Source organism: Ensifer sp. Root31 (assembly GCF_001424825.1).
GTDB classification, from domain to species: Bacteria; Pseudomonadota; Alphaproteobacteria; order Rhizobiales; family Rhizobiaceae; genus Ensifer; species Ensifer canadensis.
Genome location: NZ_LMCO01000006.1, coordinates 154,769 through 173,243, shown reverse-complemented (window position 1 = coordinate 173,243; position 18,475 = coordinate 154,769). Strand labels below are relative to the sequence as shown.

General features: G+C 60.2%; 16 protein-coding genes. 8 read left to right on the top strand and 8 right to left on the bottom strand.

Annotation, left to right across the window (positions count from 1 at the left end; genetic code table 11):
* Positions 1-3 precede the first annotated feature (3 nt).
* Entirely contained in the window at positions 4-1,080 is a 1,077-nt protein-coding gene (locus ASD00_RS07710; RefSeq protein WP_025429644.1) for an ABC transporter substrate-binding protein, read from the bottom strand.
* 57 nt (positions 1,081-1,137) lie between these two features.
* Positions 1,138-1,908, bottom strand: a complete 771-nt coding sequence (locus ASD00_RS07705) for an enoyl-CoA hydratase/isomerase family protein (protein ID WP_025429643.1) — start codon at positions 1,906-1,908, stop codon at positions 1,138-1,140.
* A 148-nt stretch (positions 1,909-2,056) separates the two neighbouring features.
* Between ASD00_RS07705 and ASD00_RS07700 the strand changes: the two genes are divergently transcribed.
* From ASD00_RS07700 to ASD00_RS07685, 4 genes are all read left to right on the top strand, one after another.
* The gene (locus ASD00_RS07700) at positions 2,057-2,881 is read left to right on the top strand and encodes an IclR family transcriptional regulator C-terminal domain-containing protein (RefSeq protein WP_025429642.1); all 825 of its coding nucleotides are present in this window, start codon (positions 2,057-2,059) and stop codon (positions 2,879-2,881) included.
* A gap of 308 nt (positions 2,882-3,189) precedes the next feature.
* A complete protein-coding gene (locus ASD00_RS41540; protein WP_244496024.1) occupies positions 3,190-3,813 on the top strand; it encodes a hypothetical protein in 624 nt (207 codons plus the stop codon).
* Between the two features lie 242 nt (positions 3,814-4,055).
* Positions 4,056-5,210, top strand: a complete 1,155-nt coding sequence (locus ASD00_RS07690) for an amidohydrolase (RefSeq protein ID WP_025429640.1) — start codon at positions 4,056-4,058, stop codon at positions 5,208-5,210.
* Positions 5,211-5,470: 260 nt separating this feature from the next.
* Positions 5,471-6,649, top strand: coding sequence for an IS110 family transposase (locus ASD00_RS07685; RefSeq protein ID WP_057205832.1), 1,179 nt, complete (start codon positions 5,471-5,473; stop codon positions 6,647-6,649).
* Between the two features lie 370 nt (positions 6,650-7,019).
* Here ASD00_RS07685 and ASD00_RS07680 read toward each other — a convergent pair whose 3' ends face one another.
* The 4 genes from ASD00_RS07680 to repA form a co-directional block, all read right to left on the bottom strand.
* A complete protein-coding gene (locus ASD00_RS07680; RefSeq protein WP_025429638.1) occupies positions 7,020-8,174 on the bottom strand; it encodes an RHE_PE00001 family protein in 1,155 nt (384 codons plus the stop codon).
* 1,335 nt (positions 8,175-9,509) lie between these two features.
* Positions 9,510-10,817, bottom strand: a complete 1,308-nt coding sequence (gene repC, locus ASD00_RS07670; protein ID WP_057205828.1) for a plasmid replication protein RepC — start codon at positions 10,815-10,817, stop codon at positions 9,510-9,512.
* 156 nt (positions 10,818-10,973) lie between these two features.
* Positions 10,974-11,978 (bottom strand): plasmid partitioning protein RepB, encoded by a 1,005-nt coding sequence (gene repB / locus ASD00_RS07665; RefSeq protein WP_025429635.1) that lies wholly within the window; start codon positions 11,976-11,978, stop codon positions 10,974-10,976.
* A 3-nt stretch (positions 11,979-11,981) separates the two neighbouring features.
* Positions 11,982-13,178, bottom strand: coding sequence for a plasmid partitioning protein RepA (gene repA, locus ASD00_RS07660; RefSeq protein ID WP_025429634.1), 1,197 nt, complete (start codon positions 13,176-13,178; stop codon positions 11,982-11,984).
* A 402-nt stretch (positions 13,179-13,580) separates the two neighbouring features.
* Here repA and ASD00_RS07655 point away from each other — a divergent pair, with 402 nt between their 5' ends.
* Together ASD00_RS07655 and hutC are read left to right on the top strand one after the other, a co-directional pair.
* The gene (locus ASD00_RS07655) at positions 13,581-13,760 is read left to right on the top strand and encodes a hypothetical protein (protein ID WP_025429633.1); all 180 of its coding nucleotides are present in this window, start codon (positions 13,581-13,583) and stop codon (positions 13,758-13,760) included.
* A 548-nt stretch (positions 13,761-14,308) separates the two neighbouring features.
* On the top strand, positions 14,309-15,109 hold the full coding sequence (hutC, locus tag ASD00_RS07650) for a histidine utilization repressor (RefSeq protein ID WP_082523472.1): 801 nt from the start codon (positions 14,309-14,311) through the stop codon (positions 15,107-15,109).
* A gap of 39 nt (positions 15,110-15,148) precedes the next feature.
* Here hutC and ASD00_RS07645 read toward each other — a convergent pair whose 3' ends face one another.
* A complete protein-coding gene (locus ASD00_RS07645) occupies positions 15,149-15,586 on the bottom strand; it encodes a low affinity iron permease family protein (protein WP_025429630.1) in 438 nt (145 codons plus the stop codon).
* Positions 15,587-15,691: 105 nt separating this feature from the next.
* On the opposite strand from ASD00_RS07645, the gene ASD00_RS07640 reads away from it, so the two are divergent.
* Together ASD00_RS07640 and ASD00_RS07635 are read left to right on the top strand one after the other, a co-directional pair.
* Positions 15,692-16,333 (top strand): hypothetical protein, encoded by a 642-nt coding sequence (locus ASD00_RS07640; RefSeq protein ID WP_025429629.1) that lies wholly within the window; start codon positions 15,692-15,694, stop codon positions 16,331-16,333.
* A 153-nt stretch (positions 16,334-16,486) separates the two neighbouring features.
* On the top strand, positions 16,487-17,125 hold the full coding sequence (locus tag ASD00_RS07635; RefSeq protein WP_025429628.1) for an alpha/beta family hydrolase: 639 nt from the start codon (positions 16,487-16,489) through the stop codon (positions 17,123-17,125).
* A gap of 45 nt (positions 17,126-17,170) precedes the next feature.
* Here ASD00_RS07635 and ASD00_RS07630 read toward each other — a convergent pair whose 3' ends face one another.
* On the bottom strand, positions 17,171-18,391 hold the full coding sequence (locus ASD00_RS07630; RefSeq protein ID WP_234907865.1) for an adenylate/guanylate cyclase domain-containing protein: 1,221 nt from the start codon (positions 18,389-18,391) through the stop codon (positions 17,171-17,173).
* Between the last annotated feature and the right edge of the window lie 84 nt (positions 18,392-18,475).

Here is an 18,475-nt window from a genome sequence, read left to right as displayed (position 1 = left end):
CCCTTAACCCAGGATCCAGGCGTTGAAGCGCTCGGTCATTTCGGAACGGTTGGCGCTCCACCAGTCTTCCCGCGCAATGGTCATGACCTTCAGATTTGCCTCGGAGGTGGGCAGGGCGGCAGCGCGTTCTGCCGGAATATGCTCATAGGCCTTCAGGTTCGTCGGGCCGTAGGCGAGGAACTCGGTAAAGAGCGCCTGCTGCTTCGGATCGGCGCAGAACTTGACGAACTGCCGGGCGATATCGGCACGCGGCGAGCCCTTCGGAATGCCCCAGCCCTCGATCGAGTAGAGCCCCTGGTTCCAGCCGATCTTGACCGGCGCACCACCGTCGATCACCGCCTGGGCCCGGGCGTTCCACAGGGCGATCAGGTCAACTTCGCCGCTCTGGATCAACTGGCTCGACTGGGCGCCGCCTGTCCACCAGACATCGACATGCGGCTTGATCTTTTCGAGGCTGGCATAGGCGCGCTCGATGTCGAGCGGGTAGAGTTCGGCGATCGGCACGCCATCGGCCAGCAACGCCTGCTCCAGCGTATCGATCGGGTTCTTGCGCAGGGCACGCCGCCCCGGGAATTTCTCGACATTCCAGAAATCGGCCCAGGAACTCGGACCGTTGGCCGCGTCGAAGTGGTCGGTGCGATAGGCCATGATGGTGGAATAGACGTCGACGCCAAGCCATAGCTCGGTCAGGGCGTCGGGCATCAGCCCGGGAACGTCGGCTGCCGGCAGGTTGATCGGCTCGAGCAGGTCGCGCTTTTCGAGAATGTCGCGGGCGGAAAGCGTCAGCGTGCAGACGTCCCAGCTATAGGACTGGGTCTCGACCATCGCCCGGAACTGGGCGGTCGGTTCGGCGTCGCGGGCAACATTGATAACTTTGATACCGGTCGCCTGTTCGAAGGGATCGTAGAATGCCTTGCGGTAACCGGGGCTGTAGGGGCCGCCGGGATCGGCGACGGTCAGGGTTTCGGCGGCAAATGCGGACCGCGTGAAGACGGCAGGCGCGGCCAGGGCGACGCCCAGGCCTCCGCCGATTTTCAACAGGCTGCGGCGGTCAATCAGTATGCGTTTGTTGCTGGTCATTGTTCTACCCTCTTGTTTTGGATTGCGCGCCGCCTCCCATAAGCGACCTGGCCCTTGTCAGGCCTTGCTTGCCGCACGCCGTGCGAGAAACTGTTCCATCATCCGCGCCGGTTCGCCGGAGGCGTAGGCTTCGCGCTGGATGCGAGCGCCGGCTTCGAGGCAGTCGCGGAAACCAGCCTCTGTCATCTCCCTGAAGCGCTGTTTGTCAAGCCGCATGGCGACCGGCGGCTTGGCGGCGAGTTCGCGGGCAAGCGAGAGGGCTTCATCCATGACGTGTTCCTGCGGAACGATACGGTTGATGATGCCGATGGCCTGGCATTCATCCGACTGCATCAGGCGACCGCTGAGCGTCAGGTCGATGGTGCGGGAAAGACCGATCATCTCGCGCATCATCCACGGGCCTGTGGTGCTGGCGATGCCGGAATTGATTTCCGGCTGCCCCATACGCACGCCCGGATGAGCGACGCGGAAGTCGCAGAGAAGTGCCACCTGAAACGCAGAACCGGCAGCAACGCCGTTGAGTGCCGCGATCAGCGGCTTCGACAGCGAGCGCATCGCATCATAGAGCCGTTCCCATTCGCCCACCCATTCCTGGCCACGGGCACCGTCGAATGTGCGCGTCTCGTTCAGATCCTGGCCTGCGCTGAACGCACGATCACCGGCACCGGTCAGGATAATGGCGCGGACCGTCTCGTCTTCTTCGAACGACGTGAAGGCAGCAACCAGCTGCTGGCGCATCGGGCTGTGCCAGGCATTGAGGATTTCGGGGCGGTTCAGCGTGATGACGCCGACCTCGCCACGCCGTTCTGTCAGGATGAAGCGGTCCATGATTTTCTCCGTTGCAATTAAACAACTATTGCAATGCGATAATTGTTATGTCATAGTGTGATTAGGTTTATTTTAGCTGTCAAGCACCTTTTCCGATGCTTGGCGATTCTGTTATCGATATGTGGGAAACCGCAGGGAACGGGGATACATGGCGCGCAAGGCGAACAAGGCTGCGACAGACGAAAACGAAACGCCGGGAGAAGACCGCGATCCCTTGCTGGTGCAGTCGGTCGAGAAAGCCTTCAGGGTTCTCAGAGCCTTTGACGGTCGCCGCCCGAACCTCAGCCTGTCACAGATCGCCGAGGAAACCGGGCTCGACATGAGCGCCGCCCAGCGCTTCACGCACACGCTCGCCAAGCTCGGCTATCTCGGCAAAAACGCCGATACGAAGCGCTTTGAGCTGACGGTGAAGGCGCTTGATTTCGGCTATCACTACACCCGCGCCAGCGGCTTCGTCGAAAGGGGCATGCCCTATCTTCTGCACTTGAGCAAAGCCACCGAAGAAACCGTCAACCTGACCGTGCTCGACGATACCGACATTGTTTTCGTGTCGCGCTTCATGAGCCGTCACGTGCTGAACAACGACGTCATCACTGGCACGCGGCTGCCGGCCTATTGCACGGCTCCGGGGATCGCCATCCTCTCGGGCCTGCCGGAGGAGACCGCCCATGCAATCCTCGAAAAATCGGATCTCTACCCGTTTACGCCGCACACGACATGGGACATCGATGCGCTGAAGACAAAGCTGAAACAATCGGCGACCAAGGGCTATGCCACCGCATTCGAGGAATATTTCCACGGCGACCTGTCGATCGCCGCACCGGTGCTGGATGCCAATGGCACGCCTTACGGCGCGATCAACATCGCGGTATCGCGCAGCCGCTACACGCCGGAGGAAACGGAAGAACGCTTTGCTCCGCTGGTGACCGCCGCGGCGCGCTCGATCTCGCTCGTTGGTGGCGCCCGAAGATAGCTGTTCGACGCCCTGTGCCGCGTGGATGATGATATCGCCCAACCGGCGGGCGCCCGGTCCGGCACCATCAGGATCGGGATAAACCAGATACATCGCGCCCCAGCGCTCCGCCCCTTCCCTGAGCGGCAAGGGCTTGAGCTGGCCTGCGGCCAGTTCTTCGCGGATCCAGTCTTCCGGATACCAGGCAAAACCCATGCCAATGCAGGCCGCCCGTATGGATGTTGATTTGTGGCTGACGGTGAGCCGCTGTCAGTCACATTCCAGACGCTATGGCGCACGCGTTGCAGCCCGCTGTCACGGATGACGAGGTGGCGGTGCCCTTTCAGATCCTCCATTGCCAGTTCGCGGCCGATCTGATGCAGCGGATGGAACGGGGCGGCAGCCGCGATCGCCCGATAGCGCATCAGCACCTCGCCCCTGTGGCCGGCCGGCAGGGTATCGGCGCAGATCGCAAGATCGACGGCGCCCGAGAGCAGCATTTCGTCCGTGCCGCCCATGACGGTTTCGAAAAGCTCGATCCGCGTCTCCGGGTATTCGGCTGCGAACTGGTCCAAACAGCGCAGCAAGAGCCATGTGGGAAACAGCCCCTCCACCGCAAGGCGAAGTTCCTGCTCCTGGCCCTTGGCGAGGTTTCTCGCCGCACGCTCCAGTCTTGTGGCTTCGTCGACGAGCGATTTGCCGCGCCGATAGAGCACATGGCCCTGGCGCGTCAGCAGGGCCTTGCGGCCCTCGATCTCAAAAACCGAGACGCCCAGGCGCTCCTCGATATGGTCGGTTGGCTGAAGGCGGGGCAGGTCAAAATCCGCGAAACCGTGGTCGACGGTCTCGAAAATGCTCCCTCCGCCTTCATCGACCTCTTCAGGGGTGCCAACCACGGCAAGATGCTGGTGCGTCTGGTGGCGGACGCCGCCTCGGGAGAATGGGGACCTTAGCGGCCCTCCTCGATCTCTCCACCGCCTGCTTTCCGGGCGGTGGAGAAAGTCGATTGGGTTACAGCGGTCCCGACCGATATCGTCTTCCAACACTACCCGGCACTCGCGGTCTCGATGCAGACACTTCGCCGACTTGCACTTTCCCGACTAGACAGAGCTGGAGCGCCGCTTCACATTCCCCACCGATACCGGGGCTCGATCGACACGCCCCACCGAGGCGGACACTGGTTGGGATATTGCGCATGTTTTTGAATGGTGGCGAACTGGACGAGATCACCGCGTTTCGGCGTGAACTCCATCGCAAGCCGGAGCTATCAGGCGAAGAGGTCGAGACGGCCAGAATGGTCGCACGGGCGCTGGGGTCGAGCCAACCGGACGAGATCGTCACTGACCTCGGTGGGCATGGGGTGGCGGCCGTTTATCACGGAGCGACCCATGGTCCGACCGTGATGATCCGCTCCGAACTCGATGCCTTGCCGATCGAAGAACTTTCAACTTCGCCGCACCGATCCGAGATCACCGGCAAGGGGCATCTCTGCGGACACGACGGCCACACGGCAATCCTAATGGCGCTCGCCAAAGGGCTCTCCCGGAAAAGACCGGCACGCGGGCGGGCGATCCTGCTTTTCCAACCGGCCGAAGAGAATGGTGCCGGTGCCGCCGCCGTGTTGGCGGATCCTAAATTCGAGCCGCTGAAACCGGACTTTGTGTTTTCGCTGCATAACTTTCCCGGCCTGCCGCTGGGGCACGTTGCGTTGGCCGAAGGGCCGGTCAATTGCGCCTCGCGCGGCATGAGGTTCGTGCTTTCGGGCAAGACCGCGCACGCGTCCTGCCCGGAAGATGGCGTCGCCCCGACCTCCGCCATGGCTCATCTCCTGAGTGAGTTGACTGCACTTGGCGCCGGCGGTTCGCTCGATGCCGATTTCACGCTGGTAACCGTGACCCACGCGCGCCTCGGCGAACCCGCCTTCGGCATCAGCCCCGGCCATGCCGAGATCTGGGCAACATTGCGCACGCTGACGGACGAGCGGATGGGTGAGCTGGTGAGGCGTGCCGAAGCTCTCGTCCATAAACATTCGACGGCCGGCGGGCTCACATCGTCGATCAGCTACGAAGATATCTTCCATCAGTGCAGCAACGCGCCGGCGGCCGTCGACCATTTGCGCCGCGCTCTTGGCGAGGAGCGGATCAGCCACGACGCGGGCCCGACCGCCCTGCCGATGAAGGCATCGGAAGATTTCGGCCTTTTCGGCCGCGTCGCCCCCTCAGCAATGTTCTTCCTCGGTGCAGGTGAGGACCACCCTCGCCTGCACAATCCGGACTACGACTTTCCCGATGCACTGATCGAGGTGGGCGCTCGCGCCTTCATGCGGACGATCCGCAACCTGCTAGGCTGATTGCCGACAGGGAGCAGCGAGCGGCAGGCATTCGTTGCCCCCCGGATCAAGACTGTGGTCTGGATCACCTGTAGGACTATGCCGAATAATCGGGCTGCGCTGCGATCTTTGCTGCCCGCCGTCGACCGTGGCACCGTCGTTCAAGGATCAAGAGCTGACGCCTGAGTTGACCTACAAAGATTCCATGGGGAGTGAATAGCGGCCGGCGCTCTGGCAGAGTGAGGCTGCAATAACGCACTCACCTCATAGGAGACGCCGTCATGGAAGCTGGAACTTCCCAACCGCATTCGCCGACCGCTATCCGCACTGATCTTGCCGCAATTTTCGTGTCGTTGGAACTCTCTCGCTCAACCTGGCCGATCACATCGTTGTCGCCGGGAAACGGCGAGAAGATGTCGAAGCACTCTGTGGTTGGCGGCGATGTGACGGCATTGCTGGGTCGTTTTACTCAGCTCCAGGAGAAGGTGCGATCTCGTACGGGCAATCAGGTTCCGATCGTGAGCATTCAGGAAGCCGGGCTTGACGGCTTCTGGATCGATCGTGTGCTGAAGGCGAACGGGATAGAAAGATACGTCGTCGATCCAGCCTCGATAGCAACCTCGCGCAGGCGCCGGCGAGCGAAGACGGACAAATTGGATGGTGAGGCGCTGGTCCGAGCGCTGTTGGCTTTCAAACGCGGAGAGCCGCGGGTGTGCGCCATGGTCAATGCGCCAAGCCCCGAGGAAGAAGATCGCCGTCGCCTTTGCCGGGAGCGCAAGGTTCTGATCGCCGAGCGCGTCAAACATGTCAATCGCATTAAAGGCCTGCTCTTCGGTCAGGGCATAAGTGGTTACGAGCCGCTGCGCAAGAACCGGCGCAAGCAACTGGACGAGCTTCACACGGGTGATGGCCGTCCTTTGCCGACCCACCTCAAAACTCAAATAAGCCGTGAACTTGATCGCCTTGAATTGTTGCTAGAGCAAATTACAGCGGTGGAGAACGAGCGCGATACGCTCCTGGCGGCGCAAAAGAACAGCGTGGCGGCAACGCTGATCCCAACTGGGGCGATGTTGTGCGAAGTCAAAGGCGTTGGTCTGGAATTCGCGGCTGTTCTCTGGACCGAAGGGCTGTTTCGCCATTTTGACAACCGGCGACAGGTTGCTGCGTACGCGGGGCTGGCACCGACACCCTGGCAGAGTGGAACCATCGATCACGAGCAAGGCGTCTCGAAGGCGGGCAACCCGCGCCTGCGTACCACGATGATCCAACTGTCGTGGTTGTGGTTGCGCCATCAGCCGCAATCAGCGTTGAGCCAGTGGTTTACGGCCCGCGTGCAATCCAGCGGTGGGCGCGCGAAGAAGAGCGCGATCGTGGCGCTGGCACGCAAATTGTTGGTTGCTCTATGGAAATATGTGATCGCCGGCGTTGTCATCGAGGGCGCGGTGTTAAAGACGGCCTGACAATGCACACAAGCCACATTCTCTAATCTTCCAGGAGCGATCAATCCTGGCGGATCCAGGGGGGACGAACCGATCCGCGACATGGCTTCAAACGCCGCTACTAAGAATGGTCTCGTCCTCCTGAGCCTTTGCCGCAACGCAAGCGGAATGATGGTGCAGCCGCTCGGCGCGGCGACCGAATGTGAGTTTGAACCGGCAATGGAAACAGGCCCGTTCACGCGAACAGGCTCAGCCTTGGATGCCGAAAGAGCGACCGAAGGAAACATGCGATGGACCTTTAAAAGTTCTTGACCCGAAGTTCCCCATGTAAGCCGCGGTGAGCCGAACATCCGGTCAAGACCGTTTGCCGCCTGTGCAACTGCGCAACCGGCTACAATATCCCCCAACCGCGGTAACGCCCCCTGCCGGTCATTTCCTTGGCCCCAAGTTCGCGGACAAGATTGAGCGCGCCCCGCTGGGTGACGCCGACATGACGCGCCACCAGCCCGGCGGAAACGATCGGCCGAGACAGCAGAAGCTCGATCAGGCCTGGCAGGCTGCTATTTGAGCGACGGTCGCGCACGCGCATTTCCATCTGGGTCTTGGCGAGAAACAGTCGATCCAACTCCTTGAGGCCAAGTTCGCCGGTGAGGACTAGAGCCTCCAGAAACGCCCTCAGCCGAACCTCCTGATCTCTTGCACGACGCCGTTCGTGGCGAATTGTCTTCAGGCCCGTATGGAAGCTGATGAGATGCGACGTCACTTTACCACGCGCGCGCAGGTAGGCGCCAACGAGCAACCCTCCCAGCCAATGCTGCCTGCGAAGCGGCTCGATCTGCTCCCAGGCATCGAAGAGCATCGCCGCGCCAAGGCAGGCCGGCATTCGGTCCGCAGCCGCAATCAGGGATCGCCACGCCTCGAGCCGCGCGCCCTCGTCCCATTCGTCATCGAAAAGCAGCCCCAACTGTCCCTTGGGCTCTGAGGCGGACGGGCGCTCTGTCCCCCCAAATCCGCTGTCACCGACTTCATCCGCCTGTTCATCGAGCAGACGTTGCGATCGCGCGATCGCAGCATCGATCTCCGCGAACTCGAGGGAAAGCGGATTGTCGTCGTCATCGCCGTCAGCGATGACATTATCGTCATCCGCCGTCCCCGGCGGAACGCCTCGGTCCATCTCGATCGACGGTGTCTCGCCGCCGACTTGTTCGCCGCGAAGGACCGCCAGACCGGCGGACGATAGCGCCCAATCAGGGTCGGACAACCAGATCCTCCGGCGCGCACGCAAGACTGCATGCGCGATCGTCAACTCGTGTGTCGGCGCACGGGCATCCATATGCGCATCATGCAGCACCAGATCCTCGACATGGACCAACTCGCCGGCAACCCAGAGGGCACCGGCCGCATCGAAGAACTGACCACGCTCGCGAAAGCCTTCGGCGACGGGATGGCGGCCGGCACGCTCATCCAGCCGCGCCAACCGATCTTCAGCTTCGATCGTTGCGGAAAACAGCGTCTGCAGCACTAATTCCGGGATTTGGTATCGCATTACAATCACACGCTATTTCTGGCAAACGGAAGGAAAACGGACAGTTTTCTTCCGACACACATGACATGCCGTTTTAGCGGATACCGGGATGTTTGTCGTCGGGTTTCTGCGTTGACCAGTACGGAAGGGTAGAATCGCCTTCTTAGCGCTTCAAATGAGCGCAAACCGGATTCGAATCGACGAATTCGACCATCACATTGTACGCTCTTGAGGGCCATTCGCAACGCAGGAAGGCCAGCATTGCCAACATAGCAGCATTTCCTTTCCATTCGGCTAACGTCTCGAAAGACGGTCGTGAAGGGATTTTGGTCATCGAAGTCGACAGGGGTCAGGCCGGACAGGATTGCGGACGGATAGCGGTTCGAGCTGGGGATGCCAGACGAACGCCTGCGTGTTGACAGCTGTCAACACGCGTCTATGCGACAGGTGGCCCCTGCCCTTCTCTGGGCCGAAAAGGCATTGCGCAACCTATCACGCAGGCGCTTTCTCGCTCTGGCGAAACTAACTCGCCTTAGCATCGCGATGGGCATGGCGCCCACGCAGCAGCTTGCGTTCGTTCATGCTGCCGAATGTGTAGGAGCGATACTTTCCGACAAAACGGCCCGTCACGCGTTGACAGCTGTCAACATCGGCCCCGCCAGAGGGTAACAACAAACTCAGGCCAACGACCAATCACATCTATCGACGGTTTATATGGCAACCCTCCGGCATGTCCGGAGCCTCAATGCATTAGAACTTTGCCGGATCGCGTTTCGCCCCGTCACACCCCGAGCGCGTGGGGAAAATCACCCAATGCAATGCCTGACAGAATAATGCTCGTCTGAAGGTGCGGTTGGGCAGCTTCATGCCTGCACGGCCTCAGGACGCGGTTGAGGTTGTGACCGCTTGCGGGTGTAGACACCTTGCAGCCTCAGCGTTTGTGCCATCTTTCTGCCGGGGAGGACAGGAGCCGGTGGGGCAGACCTTGATCAGAAGTCCGCGAACTGGACGACCCTCTCGTCGATAGAGGTTAAGTGTACGGATCTGCAGCGGGCTGGTGGTTGTGGTATTTTCCATTCGAATGGCCTGACGTGAAACCGTTGACAGCTGTCAACTCACCAAGGGACCGATCTAACGTTGCCCGTCGCAAGCCGGTACTCAGCGCCGCGCACGCTGCAATTTGGCAGGGATCGGGATCAGCTGCTGCGAGGTGTTGGACCCGGCAAACTCGATCTCAACATCCTGCACAGGTCGGCCACCAGTCCGCCTCATTGGACATTGATTGCCGAATGAGGCGCACAACTAGCCGCAGTTGACAGTTGTCAACGTCCGTCGAAACAGCCGCGTTGTTCTAGCTCAGCTGGCTAGCGCCATACTGCCGGGATTGGCACGCAACAACGCCATGACCATCGGCCCAACCACGAACTCCTGTCGCATAGATCGCCGCGTCAGGTCCCGCAGGTAACCACCGGCAGACGCGATGTGCGGCGAGCGCTGCAGGATACATGCGAGCACCGTCGCGGCCGCTTCTGGGCCAAGCACCCGGCACGCTTCATCATGCGCTCCCTGACTGACATTGAGCATGGAACGGACCACAGCGGCAGCTATCATCAGATCACGCCAGGACTGCACCTTCCCGCCAGGACCATAGTCGACGATATCAGGGCAGGCTTTCAGCACGGTTGATAGCGGGAAGGTTTGCGGAGGTCGATGCGTTTTACCCCGGGTTACCTCCGGTGTTTCGGTCTGGGAGGCCGCGTCTGTTGCAATTGCCGTCCGATTGCTTGCCTGCACAACGGCCATGCTGTCGGACGTTTGGCGTGAGTTCGAAAACGTCACAGCTTCACTTCCAAAGCCCGGTTCAGCTTCAGTAGAAGAGTCTGGATGTGAACTCTGTATGTGGCAGCCATTTTGGCTATCATTGGTGTCCGAATTTTCAAGATTTACCAGTTTTTCCAATTGGTTGAGCACTTCCGCGCGCAACGCGTCCAGTTGCTTGAGAACAGGCTCGATTTCAGCGAGGCCAGGTTTCCGCGGAAGGGTGTCGACGGCGAGAAGATAACGGCTTTGAAGGTCGTCCCAGTTGGAAGTTTGGTCGGTTTCGCGCAACACGTCTATGAGCTTAGTCAGATCGCGACGGCAAAGGCTGAGACGCTCACGGGCAAGCTGCGCCTCCTGTCGGGCCAGAGCGACTGCGGCTGCGGCCGTTTGCAATTGATGGGCGCGTGCAAGCAGCGGTGACAGATCGAACCCGAAGGCGTCGCCGATGGCGCCCTTTGTATCTCTACGGGCGTAACGCTTGCCATTTGGGCTATCCTTGCGAAGGATAAGGCCGGCCTCCACCAATGTTGCCAGGTGGCGACGCAGTGTGGTGCCTGCCATGCCATGGGTGCGCAGGGCCAATTGGTTGTTTGATGGAAACACCACCAACCCCTTGCCTGACGTCAGCTCGACCTTAGGGTAGAAGCTGAGCAGCGCATTGAGTACGGCCAAAGCACGGTCGGACACGCCGACGACAGCCTTGGCTTCACAGACGGTCCGAAACAGTTTCCATTTATCGATCGGCTGCTGCGAATCGATTTCGCTCGCGATGACTTGGCTTGCGAACATGCCAAGCGTCATCGCGCGCCGCCCAAAGGGCGTCGTCACATTTCCACGCTCCATCTCTCTTCACCTTTTCAAAGGCAAAAGAAGTCCGTTCGCCGAAACGACGTTAAAAACGCTTGACAGTGATTCGCGGAAATGGGATTCTCTAGTTGCTACACGAGAGAAGGGTTTTCCGCTGCGCTAGTCGTTCGGAAGCCTTTTTCTTTTGCTCTGTTAGTCTCCTGTTTCCTCTTGATATTCGAGGTACAGAGATTTGAGCCTCTGCCTCACGAAATCTGCAAAACCGGGCGCGACCTTCTTGTTGAAGGAAAGCGTCGTTTCGCTGTTTGTTTCTCGAATGCGCACCGGGCGCGTATCATCTGGCGCCACCCAAGGAACTGCCTGGCTCCGGGCCTTCACAGTGCTCAGGAAGGAAAACAGCGTCTCAAACCGTTGATCGCTCTCCCTTGCCAGGAATTCAGTGCGCCCTAAGAACGCGTTGGTCTTGATGAGCGCATCGTCGTTCTCAACAAGCTCTGCAAGCTCCGCCCAGCGCCGCCGTCCGATGGCCGGCGCGGCACCGATTGCCTCGATCACATCGATGGGTAGCCGGCGCACGATCGCAATCATCTTCGACAGGGCCGCCTTGTCGACGCCAAGCGATGACATGATGACGTCACGCGAGAATTCGCGGTCTTCGAGACGGGTGGCGAACAGCGACCGCTCGATGAAGGACAAGTCCGTCCGAGCGTTGTTTTCCTGCCCTTGCGAGATCACCAGCTGTTCGTCGCTGAGGTCGCGGACGACAGCTCTGACCTTGCTGCCAAGCTCACGCGTGGCGGCAAGACGACGATGGCCGTAAGCGACCTGATAACGCCCGTCCTCGTTGGGATGCGGGCGCACGAGGATCGGCACCTGTTGTCCGTGATCCCGGATCTGTTCGAGCAGCGAGCGTTCGACATCGGCCGCGACGCCGAGGCGATCGACGACGAAGGAAACGTCAACCAGATCCGGGTCGAGCTCTATCACCGCCAGGCCTTCTGCAAGCTGGCGTTCAAGTTCTTGAGCTCGCTCCACCTTCTGCGTGATGTTCGACAGAGACCGGGTGATGCCGCCGATCGGGCCGTGTGGTCGCTGGCCGGGATCGAGGCCGATGATCGGCCGTCCGGCCAGCGGACGATTATCCTCGCCATCTGCAGCATGACTGTCTGAAACACCGATCAGGTTCTTGCGGGCCATGGGTTACTTCCTTCCCCACACCTTGCGCAGGAGGTCCTCGATCTCGCCATTGACGAGCGTCAGGGAATCCATCGCGCGGTCATAGGTGCCGCGGACAAACTGCGAGCGTTCCACCTCATATAGCGTTTGCTTGGTCACGCCGGCGTCGGAAACGGCCGTCGATTTGACCATGGCGTTGTGCAGCATGCGATTGCCGAAGATGGAGCGCATGAAACCGGTCATCTGGCTTTGCGGACCGTCATTGGGTTCAAACCGGGTGACGAGGTAGCGCATCCAGTCATAGCTGGTCCGGCCGCCGGCGTTCTCGACGACGCGCATCAATTCGCTGGTCATCGAGAGAAACTGGGACATGGACATGACATCGAGCATCTGCGGGTGCACGGTGATCAGCACCGATGTCGCCGCGCACAGCGCCGACATGGTGAGAAAGCCAAGCTGCGGCGGGCAATCGATGATGACGATGTCGTAAAAGCTCTCGATATCGGCCAGCACGTCGCCGATACGCGCAAAGAACATGGTTTCCGCCGAACCGCTGGTCATGGCCTTCGGCGTTTCGTGCTCGAATTCCATCAGTTCGAGGTTGCCGGGGATCAAATGCAGATTGGGCAAATGGGTGGAACGGACAATCTCTGCGATCGGGCGAGGGTTCTCATAGCGAATGGCGCCATAGATCGTTTCCGCCTCGCCAACGTCCAGTTCCGGCTGGTGACCGAACAGGGCCGAAAGTGAAGCCTGCGGATCAAGATCGATCGCCAGCGTGCGGTAACCTCGAAGTGCGAGGTATTGCGCAAGATGCGCCGAGGTCGTCGTCTTCGCCGATCCGCCCTTGAAGTTCATGACCGAGATGACCTGCAGCCGCTCGTCGCCGCGGCGATGCGGAATGTATTTTCCCGACTTGCCACCTTCGTCGAGAACACGTCGAATGCGCTCGATATCCGAGATCGCATACATGCGGCGTCCATTCGGCAACGGCTCGGGCCCATGGCCCTCCGAGGCGATCTGGCGCAGGTAGCCTTCGGCGATCCCGATAAAGGCGGCCGCCTCGGCCGGACTGAAAAGTCGCAACGTCTTTTGCGCTTGCGGCGGGAAGATTTTCTTCTGATGCTGCTGGAGTTGGTGCGCAAGTTCCATGGCATCGGCAGCCAGGAGCGTTGGCAAATGCTCCTGTACATCGAGGCCGTGGATTTTCTGCTGCAACATCGAGTTCTCCAAAAACTGCGCAAATATTGTCATATCGAGGCAATATGCGCAGATGCACTATGATCCGATTCGGCCTGAATGTACAAATGGATAGCCGAATGGCCGTGTTGCCGGTTCAAGCAACGGAGGGCGCGCAATGGCGCCAGTTGTCCGCGGACAACTCGTGCGACGGCCGACCAGGTTGTTAACATGTCGGCCCGATTCCAACCAGCAACTACAGCTCCCCGTGAACGGCGCGCGCACCTGTTTTGCAGCCGAGGGGGAGAAGAACGCTGCCTTGATGCTCCATCGCAAACTGTGGCTATTAAAATATGGATTTAGTCGACTATTGACAGCGAGTTGAATTGTGGCAAGATCGTGGTGCGATGACGATGATGTCAGGTGGACTGGAAGGGATGCAGCATGTTCTATCTCGGCGGGATGACACTTGGTTACCTCGAGCCGCCAGCGCCGAAGGCCGTCGTGCAGTCGGTAAAGCCGCGCATTGAATTGACGCCACACGAACCGGCTGACGATCGTGAGCGCGAGCGCGATCAGGAATGGGCCCGCGCCTTCCTGACGCCCTGGCATCTGTTTTATTGATACGACCCTGGTTGCCCAAAATGTGCGGTGGCCAATGCAGCCGTCGCACAGGGTCCGGCCCGAACGCCGCTTTGCCGCTGGACCTTCTTTTGATTGCGTCTCCTCGTTGCGAAACAGGGAGCTTATGACGCGCCCAAAATGATTGGCCGTCAACGTTGACAGCTGTCAACCGCCCGCGCTCTTCTTGTCCAAGAAGCGATATCGAGCCAACTCGGCGGCAACGGCTGAACGCTCGGCTTCGAACAATGCCGAACACGAAAATAAAGCCATAAATTACAATAAGTTAGTATGGTGGAGGCCGGCGCCGGAATGGGCGAGCCGCGGGGCAGTTATCGCCCAGCTTGGGGTGGACGCCGCCGAAGTGAGGCTGATCTCGGCAAGCGTCATTGGTGCTGCCGTTAGCTGTGTCGCGAGGATTTGCGTCCGCGGTTGGAAGTGCGTGCGCCGCTTACATAAGCTGCAGCCACCCGTCGCGTAACCCGAGGGCCGAGGAAGCTTTGGCGAAAAAGCGGGAAAGGGCGAGGGGAGGGCTGTCGCGGCGCCGGGAAATGTTTAAGCTTGCCGGCAACAGCAAACCATTTGAGGGTGCCGACATTCCGAGCGATCAGCCAGCCGACGAAGTGGGCAACCAGCCCCAGTCGCTTTCGTTGCACCAGAGAATCCTCGGGGATGTGGAAGGTTACATTCTTTCCGGCGCGTGGCCACCTGGACATCGCATCCCGTTCGAGCATGAATTGACCGAGCAATATGGCTGTTCGCGCATGACCGTGAACAAGGCGCTGACCGAACTGGTCAAACGCGGACTGATCGAGCGGCGGCGCAAGTCGGGGAGCTACGTCACTTTCCCGCATGTGCAGTCGGCGGTGATGGAAATCCACGATGTCAAGCTGGAGGTTCAGTCCCTTGGACTGGATTACAGTTTTCACCTGGATGAACGCAGCATCCGCAAGGCCGAGGGCAGCGATGCCGGTCGGCTCGACCTGCCGCCGTCTGCAAGACTGCTCGAAGTGAGTTGCCGGCATTTCGCCGGCGGTCGCCCCTTCTGTTTCGAGGAGCGGCTTATCAGCCTGGCGGCTGTTCCCGAAGCCGAGACAGAGCTTTTCGAGACGTCAGCGCCCGGTTCCTGGCTGCTCGGAAAGGTGCCGTGGAGTACGGCCGAACATCGCATCCGGGCCGTGGCGGCAGGACGCAACGCGGCGCAGGCGCTCGACATTTCGACAGGCGCCGCTTGTCTCGTCATCGAGCGGCGCACCTGGAGCGGTCGCGCCCCGGTCACCCATGTGCGATTGACTTATCCGGGTGATCGACATGAATTGGTGGCGCAATTTGCGCCGAGCCCGCTCGGTTAGATCGAGCGCCGCACGGTTGCCGCGACACGACGCGCTGTCTCACGCCGCTGGGTCGGCTCGCCGTTTGCGTTTCTTGCCGACGGCATTTGAAATTTTCTGGTGAAGCGCGTGATCGTGCGCATCTCGCGCATGCTGCTTCAGGAGTTCCGTCAGTCGTTCCAGCTCATGTTCCTCAAGTCTCTCGATCCCGATATATTCGTTTTCGGCCGAGCTGGTCAGGATCAGTTCGTCGAGTTTGGCCTGAAGGGCGGCGCTGTCGCGGTTCTGAGAGTTCTGAAGGACGAAGACCATCAGGAATGTAATGATCGTCGTCGCCGTGTTCACCACCAATTGCCAGGTCTCGGAAAAATCGAAGATCGGACCTGTGGCCGCCCACAGGAGAACGGCACCGACTGCGAATGCGAATGTGCCTGGCTTGCCGGACTGTTTCGAAACGGCATTGGCAAATCGGGAAAAGGCATCGATCTTGCCGGACATCTGAGCACCTGAACGGCTTTCAACTGTTCTTTAACAGGCAAGTCACGAAGAAAGTTCCGTTCAGTGTCACAGCGGCCAGAATAGCAAGACGGGAATGATCTGCGGATGAAGGAACATGAAAAACCGTGGGAGCCGCTGTTGCCCGAAGACATCGCGGTACTCTTCGCGCCCGCACCCTTTCCCTGGTGGATCGCTGGTGGGTATGCGATCGAGCATTTCGTCGGTCGCCCTTTTCGCAGTCACGGCGACATCGATATCCTCGTGCTGCAGAGAGACAGCGCGCACGTTCGTTCCTTTCTTCGGCAATGGGATTGCTGGGCTGCGGATCCGCCGGGGCATTTGCGCCGGTGGAGCGAAACGGAAAGCCTGCCGAAAACGGTAAACGATGTCTGGTGCCGTGGCGAGCGGCAAGGGCCATGGCGCTTTCAACTGATGTTCGACCACAGTAATGGGGAAAGCTGGCGTTCGCGCCGAAATCCTCTGGTGACCCGGCCGATCAGCGCGATGGCGGCTGGCGGGGATCCACCGTTCCTCGCTGTTGAGGTCCAGTTGTTCTACAAGGCAAAAACGCCCCGACAAAAAGACGAGTTCGATTTCGGGGCCTGCCTACCGCTATTGAGTGCGTTGCAGCGCGACTGGTTGCGGCAATCGATCGTGACTGCTTATGGTACGCTGCACCCCTGGCTCACGGCGCTCGACATGCTACAGCGCCGCGCGTCTTATTTAGACGCGCAAAGGTTGCTGTAGCACTTTGAATTGCTGCATGTTTCCTTAAATCGGATACGATTTAAGGAAACATGCAGTAGAAAACACGTTGACCCACGAGCCACGTCGACCAAAAGACGCTGGCGCAGCATAAAAGTCAGCATTTCATTGGCGGATACGCCGGATGGTGTCGAGATGGAAAAGACGATGTTGTTTGATGGGCCAGAGAATGCGCCGGTGACCATCTTGCTGGCGCATGGTGCCGGCGCGCCGATGGATTCGGCTTCGATGACCGCATCGGCCAAAGCGCTGGCTGCCGAAGGCTTTCGTGTGGCCCGGTTCGAATTCGACTACATGGCGGGGCGTCGATCAGGCGGCCGCAAACCGCCACCGCGCGCCGAAACGCTCAATCCGGAGTTCAGGGCCGCCGTGGCGTCTCTTGGTGCGGTCGGCCCGTTGCTAATCGGCGGCAAATCGATGGGTGGGCGTGTCGCCAGCATGATTGCTGACGAGCTCTATGCCGAAGGCAAAATCATCGGCCTGCTTTGCCTCGGCTATCCGTTCCATCCTCCAGCAAAGCCCGATCAGCTGCGCACCAAACACCTCGGGGAGTTGAAGACGCCGACGCTGATCTGCCAGGGCACGCGCGACGAATTCGGCACGCGCGAGGAGGTCCCCGGATACCCCCTGTCCGGTGCAATAGAAATCCTTTGGCTCGAAGATGGCGACCACGATCTCAAACCACGCAAGACGATCTCCGGCTATTCCGCTGCAGATCATCTGAAAACGATGGCGCAGACCGTGGCGCGTTGGGTCGGCGAGCGGTTGCCTTAAACGGTCGCGCCCGCCCGATTAGCAAAAACCAAGACTCTGCACCGATCATTCCGCCGCCTGAGCGGTGCCGGACGAAAATGCGAAGACGTCAATCGGATCGTCGAGGCCCTTCACGGGAAAGGCGCCCAAATGCTCCATGTCGCGCGTGCGTCCCGCCAATTCGACGAAGGCGCGTGACAGCAGCACCGGGCGCTTCGCCTGCTTTGTCAGGTTCTCTAGGCGCGAAGCGATATTGACGGCCGGTCCGATCACTGTGAAGTCGAGCCGCCGGCGAGAGCCGATGTTGCCGTACATCACATCGCCGACGTTGACCCCGATGCCGTAGCCGAGGGCCTCGCGCCCCCTTGCCAGATTTTCCTGGTTCAGGGTGGCGATCGCGACCTCCGCCTCACCGATTGCCTGCAGCAGGTTTTCGCAGGCCCGCGGATTGCTGAGCGGGAAGATCGCCAGCAGGCCATCGCCCATGAATTTGAGGATCTCGCCACCATGCCGCTCGATCGGCTCGGACATGGCATCGAAGTAACCGTTGAGCAACTCGATCACATCGTCGCGCGGCCAGAGGTCGGATAGTTTGGTGAAGTCGCGAAGGTCGCAGATCAGGATCGCGGCGCTGACGGTCACGCCGCTCCCCCGTGTCGTCGCACCGGCAAGGATCTGCTCGCTTGCATGCGGCCCGACATAGGTTTCGAGCAGCGTTCGCGCCATCCGGTTCTTCAGCCGGATTTCGCTGACAAGGGCCAGAACCGGCAACAGACTGGTGAGAACCTCGAGATGAACCGTCTCGAAGCCGCCCTTGCGATCACTGGCGAAGGTCACCACGTGGCGCTTGCCGAGCGTGTGTTCCAGCGGCAAGGCGACGTAGTCGGTGAAGCCGTCGGCACGGAGTTCTTCATAGAGCGAGTTCGGCACCTCATCGTCGGTTGCCGCCTCGAGGTTCTTGCGAACCTGGCTGGCGCCGTTGTTGACGGCATAGAGCGGGCTGTTGAGATACTGCGTCGTGTCTTCGACACCATAATCGAACATGCGGATATCCGCCTCCGTCAGGCCCTTGCGCCAAAGGATGCGGGCGCCGAGCCACTGCGGGTGATGGATCCGGAAATGCAGGGTGGCCCGCGCGAGCGGAACGCCGGCCCGGACCAGTCGTTCGCACAGATCCACGAAAATATTGTCGATGAAGCGCTGGTCACGGGTCTCCATGATCAGCCAGTCGAGAATTCCCTTGCTGTCGATGGGACGGGCGCCGCTGTCGTGCAGCGGTCCGGCCATTGCCTCGGATGAAGTCTGCATCGCAATTCTCCACTCTGTTCTGACGGCCTTGCTGCTCTCGAAGCGGAAGCTCCGGAGAACGCT

Coding starts and splice junctions, on each gene's coding strand:
- ASD00_RS07680 (WP_025429638.1), bottom strand. CDS start 8,174: ATGCGATACCAAATCCCGGAATTAGTGCTGCAGACGCTGTTTTCCGCA.
- ASD00_RS07685 (WP_057205832.1), top strand. CDS start 5,471: ATGGAAGCTGGAACTTCCCAACCGCATTCGCCGACCGCTATCCGCACT.
- repB (WP_025429635.1), bottom strand. CDS start 11,978: ATGGCCCGCAAGAACCTGATCGGTGTTTCAGACAGTCATGCTGCAGAT.
- ASD00_RS07700 (WP_025429642.1), top strand. CDS start 2,057: ATGGCGCGCAAGGCGAACAAGGCTGCGACAGACGAAAACGAAACGCCG.
- ASD00_RS07640 (WP_025429629.1), top strand. CDS start 15,692: ATGAAGGAACATGAAAAACCGTGGGAGCCGCTGTTGCCCGAAGACATC.
- repA (WP_025429634.1), bottom strand. CDS start 13,178: ATGTTGCAGCAGAAAATCCACGGCCTCGATGTACAGGAGCATTTGCCA.
- ASD00_RS07710 (WP_025429644.1), bottom strand. CDS start 1,080: ATGACCAGCAACAAACGCATACTGATTGACCGCCGCAGCCTGTTGAAA.
- ASD00_RS07655 (WP_025429633.1), top strand. CDS start 13,581: ATGTTCTATCTCGGCGGGATGACACTTGGTTACCTCGAGCCGCCAGCG.
- repC (WP_057205828.1), bottom strand. CDS start 10,817: ATGGAGCGTGGAAATGTGACGACGCCCTTTGGGCGGCGCGCGATGACG.
- ASD00_RS07690 (WP_025429640.1), top strand. CDS start 4,056: ATGTTTTTGAATGGTGGCGAACTGGACGAGATCACCGCGTTTCGGCGT.
- ASD00_RS07705 (WP_025429643.1), bottom strand. CDS start 1,908: ATGGACCGCTTCATCCTGACAGAACGGCGTGGCGAGGTCGGCGTCATC.
- ASD00_RS07635 (WP_025429628.1), top strand. CDS start 16,487: ATGGAAAAGACGATGTTGTTTGATGGGCCAGAGAATGCGCCGGTGACC.
- ASD00_RS07630 (WP_234907865.1), bottom strand. CDS start 18,391: ATGGCCGGACCGCTGCACGACAGCGGCGCCCGTCCCATCGACAGCAAG.
- hutC (WP_082523472.1), top strand. CDS start 14,309: ATGTTTAAGCTTGCCGGCAACAGCAAACCATTTGAGGGTGCCGACATT.
- ASD00_RS07645 (WP_025429630.1), bottom strand. CDS start 15,586: ATGTCCGGCAAGATCGATGCCTTTTCCCGATTTGCCAATGCCGTTTCG.